The sequence below is a fragment of the Candidatus Eisenbacteria bacterium genome (assembly GCA_018831195.1).
Lineage (GTDB): Bacteria > Eisenbacteria > RBG-16-71-46 > CAIMUX01 > JAHJDP01 > JAHJDP01.
Genome location: JAHJDP010000047.1, coordinates 1 through 6,900 on the forward strand (window position 1 = coordinate 1; position 6,900 = coordinate 6,900).

Annotated in this window: 6 protein-coding genes and 2 pseudogenes; 3 read left to right on the forward strand and 5 right to left on the reverse strand. The window is 57.1% G+C overall.

Translation table 11 applies throughout. The features are described 5' to 3' along the window. On the forward strand, positions 1 to 250 hold a 250-nt coding region (locus KJ970_09675), incomplete at its 5' end, for a group II intron reverse transcriptase/maturase (GenBank protein MBU2691188.1). Positions 251 to 365: 115 nt separating this feature from the next. On the opposite strand, the gene KJ970_09680 is transcribed toward KJ970_09675, so the two are convergent. The 5 genes from KJ970_09680 to KJ970_09700 form a co-directional block, all read right to left on the reverse strand. Beyond that, positions 366 to 2,162 (reverse strand): DUF2326 domain-containing protein, encoded by a 1,797-nt coding sequence (locus KJ970_09680; protein MBU2691189.1) that lies wholly within the window; start codon positions 2,160 to 2,162, stop codon positions 366 to 368. Next, positions 2,149 to 2,397 (reverse strand): hypothetical protein, encoded by a 249-nt coding sequence (locus tag KJ970_09685; GenBank protein ID MBU2691190.1) that lies wholly within the window; start codon positions 2,395 to 2,397, stop codon positions 2,149 to 2,151. The genes KJ970_09680 and KJ970_09685 overlap by 14 nt, the downstream gene beginning before the upstream one ends. After that, positions 2,366 to 3,346, reverse strand: coding sequence for a hypothetical protein (locus KJ970_09690; GenBank protein MBU2691191.1), 981 nt, complete (start codon positions 3,344 to 3,346; stop codon positions 2,366 to 2,368). Before KJ970_09690 ends, KJ970_09685 begins: the two co-directional genes overlap by 32 nt. Positions 3,347 to 3,513: 167 nt before the next feature. Continuing rightward, a complete protein-coding gene (locus tag KJ970_09695; GenBank protein ID MBU2691192.1) occupies positions 3,514 to 5,013 on the reverse strand; it encodes a hypothetical protein in 1,500 nt (499 codons plus the stop codon). Next, a complete protein-coding gene (locus tag KJ970_09700; protein MBU2691193.1) occupies positions 5,010 to 6,053 on the reverse strand; it encodes a hypothetical protein in 1,044 nt (347 codons plus the stop codon). Before KJ970_09700 ends, KJ970_09695 begins: the two co-directional genes overlap by 4 nt. A gap of 161 nt (positions 6,054 to 6,214) precedes the next feature. On the opposite strand from KJ970_09700, the pseudogene KJ970_09705 reads away from it, so the two are divergent. Next, positions 6,215 to 6,619, forward strand: a pseudogene (locus tag KJ970_09705) (transposase). Between the two features lie 141 nt (positions 6,620 to 6,760). Then, positions 6,761 to 6,900: pseudogene (locus KJ970_09710) on the forward strand (IS110 family transposase).

Below are 6,900 nucleotides of genomic sequence, written 5' to 3' on the forward strand. Positions count from 1 at the left end.
CAGCTGGCTCCGCCGGCGTGTCCGAATGTGCTACTGGAAGCAGTGGCGCCGGGCGCGAACAAAGGTGGGGAAACTGTTGGCATTGGGAACACGCAAACGCGAGGCGATCTTGACGGCGATCAGTCGCAAAAGCTACTGGCACCTGTCGAAATCCCTCGCGACACAGACCGGAATGACGAATGCGTGGCTTGCAAGCCAAGGATTGCTTTCCATCCGCGATCTGTGGATGAAAGCGCATGGCTATGCGTGAGTGAGACTTCTCGTGTGCTCCATCATCGTGAACCGCCCTGTGCGGACCCGCATGCAGAGGTGGTGTGGGGGCCGGAGGTTAGACGCCTCCGGCTACCCGATTAGGTGCCGCTCCTTCACCATGCACGCATTCGGAACAGTCGCCCTTGTTCACTCTCATCGTGCAAAGACACGACAATCTCGTCCGTATTGAATACAGCTGTATCATCGTCGGGCCGCAATGGCAGGTCCGAGTCGATCAGCGTGATGATGGGTTGAAGGCCCAAGTCGGCATACCGGCGAATGACTGTCAGCAGACTCTCTTTCTTGCGATCATCGAGGGACTCGAACACGCCGTCGTGGTAAACGAAGCGCGGGAACATGTCGCTTAGGTGGGCTCGCAGGATCGCCAAGTCAAAGGCGATACACAACAGTTTGCGATACGTATGACCAAGGTCGGCGCTAGTCGCATTGCCTGACTCATCAAGGATTTCCGCCTTGAACTCTAGATGCCCGGCTTGATTGGGCGATACGCTCAGCAGGGCCTTGCGGTCGATTACCTCTTCGACAATGTCGCTGAAGAACACGCGGATTGCCGAGAATAGGCTGTTTTGATCAGAGTTTTGCCTCTCAACATCCGCTTCGATCTGGGTCTGTAGATGCCCACGCTCTTCGGTCAATGCCCTGATCTCGGTTCGCAGTTCCTGCAGACGATGCAGGAAGCCGCGTTGGCGCTCCAGCGAAGTGATGTCAGCGCGTAGTGTCACCATCTCGTCCGAGACCTGCTTGTACTTGCCAAAGATGTCGGTTCCACTCAGGAATGAAAGCATCTCCGAGCGCTTTTTTCCCAAGGCATTCAGTTCTCCATTGATGCGTTTAAGCTCAGCTTCGACCTCGGCCCGTTCTTCCTGCAGATAGCCGCGGCGCTCATCGGTAATCGCTCGATTGAAGGCGATCAATTGCTGGAAGTCCTTCTTGATCTGCCCTTTGAACAAGACGCCAGCTTCCTCGAACAGACGCTGCGCCTCGTCAGGGTTGAAGAGGATTTGATCCTCTTCCAGCGAGGTGATGATCTTCTTCCTGTTCTGGTTGAGCGAGTAGCGCTCAGCATTGAGAGACGCTATGCGTTCGTTTATGTCATCGACCAACTGCTTGGTGCTGTCCTTGTCCTGGGCACGGAAGTCGAAGGCGTCGAGCAGTTTCTGCTTTTTCTCGGCCTCTTTCTGCTTGAGCAAAAGAATGCCCTCGATCTTGCTGATGTCCTCAATGGACCCGCCCAGCTCATTCTTGATGGTCTGCGCGGTGGACTGCTTCTTCGCGAGCTGTTCTTCCTTCTCGTAGTGCAGTGCCACAAATTGAGCGTCAAAGCCGAGGACGTGAGCTAGAAAAGGCTTCCAATCCGAATGCGCAGCCGCGAACTTGCGCAGATGAAACACGTCGCGGAAATCGTCCTGGGAGCGCAGCAGGTAGCCCAATCCTTTGCGGAACGCCCAAGGCTTAAGTGCACGCCAGTCAAGCAATCCATCCAACAGATCACGCGCCCGCTCGAAAGGCATGTCTTTGTGATCCCATTCCGACAGCGGTAATCCCGACAAGTCCTGATGCCCGGCCTCGTGGCGTTTGAAGCTAATCTTAGTGGCTTCTTCCACGCCGCGCCTAATCGTCACGAACGAAGCATCTTCCAGCTCGATCTCCAGGAAGAAGACGAAGTCCTGGAACAATTCGGCGTGCTTGAAAAGAAAGAACTTGGGATCGCGCCTGGCAAGGAAGCCGAAGTCGAGCAAGCGACCAAGCGTGGTCTTGCCGAGGTTGTGAGTGTCCTTGTTTCGGTTCTCCGGCAGGCGAATTTCAGCCATGACGACATTCAAGCCCTGGACGAACTCCACGGGCTCGAACAAATCAGGCTTGTTGGAATAAAGTCTAGACAGCTTCATTTGACCCCATGTACTCCACAGCGTCGGTCTTAGGGCGATATTCGATCAGGCCCATGAGATACAGAAAATTCAGTGCCGGCAAGAACAGCACGTCCCCGCCGACGACATTCTTTTTCGCGAACTTGACCAGCACGTCGTACTCATCCACGCGCCGGGCCTTCAAGCGAGCCAGCAGCATCAACGACACGTTGATGACTGTGCGATCAGGATGAGAGTGCTTGGTCGGCCGCAGCATCGCCTACCTCCCCGATATCACAGTTCCAGTACATGTAGAACAGCACGGCGCGCGTCAAGCGCTTGTGGGCGTGCTGTCGCAAGACAGGATCGCGGTTGAATAACAGGTCCACCAGATACTCCATAATCTCGTCGAAGGTTTGGTAGTCCTTGCGCTTGGCGATGATCTTGAGTTGGAACTCATCGACCACCGACTCGTACATGCGCTGCAGCTCGAGGTTTTCCGGTGCCGCCAGGAAAGTCCGAATTTGAGCGGTCTCCTTCAGGTACTTCCGCCGCTGCGCCCTGGCGTAATCGGCAGTCATGTCGTTGAGTATATTCTTCTGCTCGTAGGGCACACGCGGAGTCGGTGGATCGTCAAGCAGTGCGACCACACTATCTTTCTGCCGGGCAAGTGCTTGCACTACGTCGGCGAGGTCATCGGGGCTGACGATCAGCGGCGAACCGACCGGATCAAGGTCCGCTTCCCTCGCAACATCGGGGAAGCGCTTAAGCCAGATTTCAAGTTGCTCCAGTCCACAAAGGTAGATCGACGAGGCGGGAATGTCGCACTGATGCGCGATGTAATCGCGTATCTCCGTTTCGGCATTGCCCGTCAGGCGACGATTAGCGAACAGCATGTAGTGATCGAGCTGCTTGGCTTGGCGTAGACTCTTGATGCGCGGAATTTCTTTGCCCAGCACGGTGTTCGCGGCTGCCGCACTGAAGAAATCGGACTCGGAAAAATTACGGTTATAGCCGTTGGTGTGCTTGGCTTGAACGATGGTTGTACCGACCCACGGCGCCGTCTTGCTCGGGTGTAGTTCCGCCGTCCCAATAAACTTGGCATCGCGTCCACCATCAGGCCCTTTTGCGAAGCCCTGTACTGAGGCCCCAAGCAGCCGCTGGCATAGGAGAACAACCAAGGTCTCGAACTGGTCATAACTGAGATCTTCGTATGCAAACTTCATAAGGCTCTCAAATTCCAGTCCGGTCTGCTCATGATTCGAACGCACCTAACGCACCGTTCAGTGGTGGGCGGCGCCACCTCGGGACATCTGCATGCTAAAGACGCCGTCGGCGCCGGCCAGCCACTGCAACGGATGGTTGGCACTCCTTCTCCACTCATGCGTATGAGCTACCCCTGTCGAGCGAGTGTATCGGCGTACCTCACCGCCTCCTTCACTTCGTAGCTAAGTGCCATTTCCCTTGCCGAACTGAGGACCGCTTCGCCGACGGGGCTGGAAACGCGCAGTTCTTCTCTGGCTAGGAAGAGCGTGGCGATCGTCGCACCGCGATAGTCCCCTACGTTCTTCAAGTCACTAATTGCCTTGGCGTATAGTCTGCGGCCTTCCTGGAGGTCACCCTTTCTGAATTCGATAAGGCCCCTGGTAGCCGCAAAGGTGCTACGTTCCCGGGCCCTTAGACTGGCCTGGTCTATGGACTGCTGGACCTTGGCCGCGTCTGCCACGCGGTTGAGCGAGGCAAGCGAAAATGCATGGTTATTCTTGATCAGGAAGCTATCCGGTGCGGTAGCCTCGGCTCTCTCGAGTATCGCAAGGGCCTCCTCGTCGTCTTGCAGACAGACGGCAGCAATGTAGGAGGCAAGGATGACCGGCCGAGACGCGAAAGGCTGGAACCGACACCAACCCTTTGCATACCCAAGTGCCTGCTCGAACTCCCCTGCTCGGAGGCTGCGGCGAGCATCTGCTTCATACGTTGCCACGACAATCTGCGACGGTCGTGCCACCTCTTGTCGCAGTGCCACGCCGAGCCATTCTATTTGGGCGACCGTGTTCTCATTGGGGTCTTGCAGTGCTTGGGGAATCAACTTCTTAGCCTTTCTAGCGGACCCATGCCGGGCCTCTAACGTACTCAGGGTAGCAACCAGTTCATTGATCGCCCATGGGGACAGGTTCGCGTCCCCTATGATGGTGCGACCCGCCCTTATCAGACGGCTACTTCGTCCGAGACTCTCCGAGATCGCGACTTCTGGAGATATCAGCCACGGATCACGACGCGACAGTGGCGAACGCCGCAAGTAATACAGGGACTTGTCTGCCTGATCCAGGTGGAGAAAGCACCGCGCCGCAGAGCGGAGTATGAAACGATTGTCGGGGGCGAGGAAGACGGCAATGTCCATGCTTCGCACGGACTTGCTCTTCTCCCCTGCGAGCGCATACCGATAGGCCAGATCTGCCCAGACTATAGGACTTCGAGGGAATCTTCGGGTTAGTGCTCTAAGATGTGCGATTGTAGCCCTGTTGGCCAATTCCTCGAATGGAAGATCAACCTGACTAGGCGTCGGGGTCCGCCCGCCCCGGAGGTAGGATTCGGCAATCTGCCGCCCCAAGGAATGCTCTGATTCGGCGGACGCGCTGACGAAGCCGGCTGCCTCGCGACCATCGTGGTCATGGAAGGCACCGGACACAAGAGCCGTCCCCACCACGTCCAAAGCATGGGCCAAGGTGCGCTTTTGACGCCACTCCTCTGCCTTGACCGCGAAGGCCATGGGCGAAGAAATCTTAGGCGTCTCCCGCTCTGCCACGGGCTCCAGATCACCAAGCTGGGAAGCGATCCCAAACGGATACCAGCGAGGGAGAATCTGACGATTCGTATCATCGAATGTCTGGCTCATAGCATACGGAGCTCCGCGCGGCGCGCCAGAAGATCAAGAGTGGAGACGAATCGCTCCAAGCTGCATCGCGGGACGAGCGACCCAACGTTCCTGATGTCGCCGCGGAGCGCGGGATCAGGTTCGCATAGGTGTGAGACCAAATCGACGATTTGTGGCGTGAGGGCCTGGGCTAGCGGTCGCATTTGGGCTTCCAGGTCAACCAGTGCCTCCTGGAACGCATGGCGAATGTATGGTAGATCATTAGCGAAGTCCGATGTCGTGAAATTGATTCCCTTGAAACCGCGAATCTTGGAAACAATGGCCTGCGTCGCCGAGCAGTTTGCGAAGTAGAAGAATACCAGGCTTCCCAAAAGGTACATGTCGGCCAGACACCTTTCGGAGAAAGAGCGGTTTGCCTGGAGGTCGTAGAACTGTTCTGGCGGAGCATAGCCGACATCCCCAGGGATGCGGAGGCCATCAGTAGGGGAAGGGATCGTGGAGTCTGAGGCACGACCGAGGTCAGCGAGTTTGGAGCCTTGGTCCCCAAAGACCAGCACGTTCGATGGCTTGAGATCTTGGTGTGCGATACCGGTGGTATGAAGCTGCCTGAGCCCCACGGCGGAATGATGGAGGGATCGGAGGCACCACGCTAAGTCGAATACGGAGAACTGGGCCACCTCATCCCGGATGTCGCCAGTGGCGTGCTCAAAGATCAGATAACAGACGTTCTGCAGAGGTCCCAGTGTGCCTGGAACTACGACCGTTCCGTCTGCGAGCGGAGTGACCACGCGATGCAGCTTGTGGACCACGCACTTGGATAGGAGGTCTCGCTCGAAGTTGTATGCCGCCGTCATTGCCTGCAGCTCTCGGGCAAAATCAGGGGCCTGGAACGCTTTTGTGAAATCCAGAGCCTTCAAGAACGCCCGGCGCCCCGTCGGATCCTCAACGATATACCCAACAGAGAAATGGCCTCCGGTAGCATGCGGTGGTGGTGTGATCTGCTGAATCACCTTCCATCCTCCGTCCAACGTCAGCCCCGCGAGGCACTCAGCTGGTCGCATATTGGGTCCTCATTGTGCCAACGCTCCGGTTCAGCGGCGGGCCGCGCAGCGGACCGTCCGCTGCAACCGATTGATACTCATACAGGCCTCCTCCTCAGCATGCCGCGTCCGCGGTATGCTGAGGAGGGTGTCATCAAGAACCTCAGAGAGGAGGAGACCTTATGAGATTCTATTCTCGAGAACATCGATACTATTGTGGCATCGATCTGCACGCCCGATCCATGTATGCATGTATTTTAGACCAGAAGGGCGAGGTTGTGCTACACCAGAACATGCCCGCCGGCCCCGATCCCTTTCTCAAAACCATCGATCCTTTCCGTGAGGACATCGTGGTAGCCGCCGAGTGCATGTTCACCTGGTATTGGCTTGCCGATCTCTGCGCCCAGGAGAGGATCCCCTTCGTCCTCGGTCATGCTCTCTACATGAAGGCCATCCATGGTGGGAAGGCCAAAAATGACCGGATTGATTCTCGCAAGATCGCCGGGTTACTGCGCGGGGGCATGCTTCCCCAAGCCTCCGTCTATCCCCCGGAGATGCGATCCACCCGAGACCTCCTGCGCCGGCGGTGTTCCTTGGTCCGCAAGCGCGCGGATCTGACGGCCCATATCCAGAACACCAACAGCCAATGCAATCTACCCGAGTTCGGTTGCCGCCCACACCACCGGTGCCACGCCGAGCGGATTGCCGGGCAATTCACAGATCCCCATTGGTATTGGCTCGCCGACCTCTGCGCCCAAGAAGGTATCCTCTTTGTCCTCGGGCATGCACTCTACATGAAGGCCATCCATGGCGGAAAAGCCAAGAACGACAAGATCGACTCCCGGAAGATCGCCGGCCTGCTTCGAAG

Coding starts and splice junctions, on each gene's coding strand:
- KJ970_09695 (MBU2691192.1), bottom strand. CDS start 5,013: ATGAGCCAGACATTCGATGATACGAATCGTCAGATTCTCCCTCGCTGG.
- KJ970_09685 (MBU2691190.1), bottom strand. CDS start 2,397: ATGCTGCGGCCGACCAAGCACTCTCATCCTGATCGCACAGTCATCAAC.
- KJ970_09690 (MBU2691191.1), bottom strand. CDS start 3,346: ATGAAGTTTGCATACGAAGATCTCAGTTATGACCAGTTCGAGACCTTG.
- KJ970_09700 (MBU2691193.1), bottom strand. CDS start 6,053: ATGCGACCAGCTGAGTGCCTCGCGGGGCTGACGTTGGACGGAGGATGG.
- KJ970_09680 (MBU2691189.1), bottom strand. CDS start 2,162: ATGAAGCTGTCTAGACTTTATTCCAACAAGCCTGATTTGTTCGAGCCC.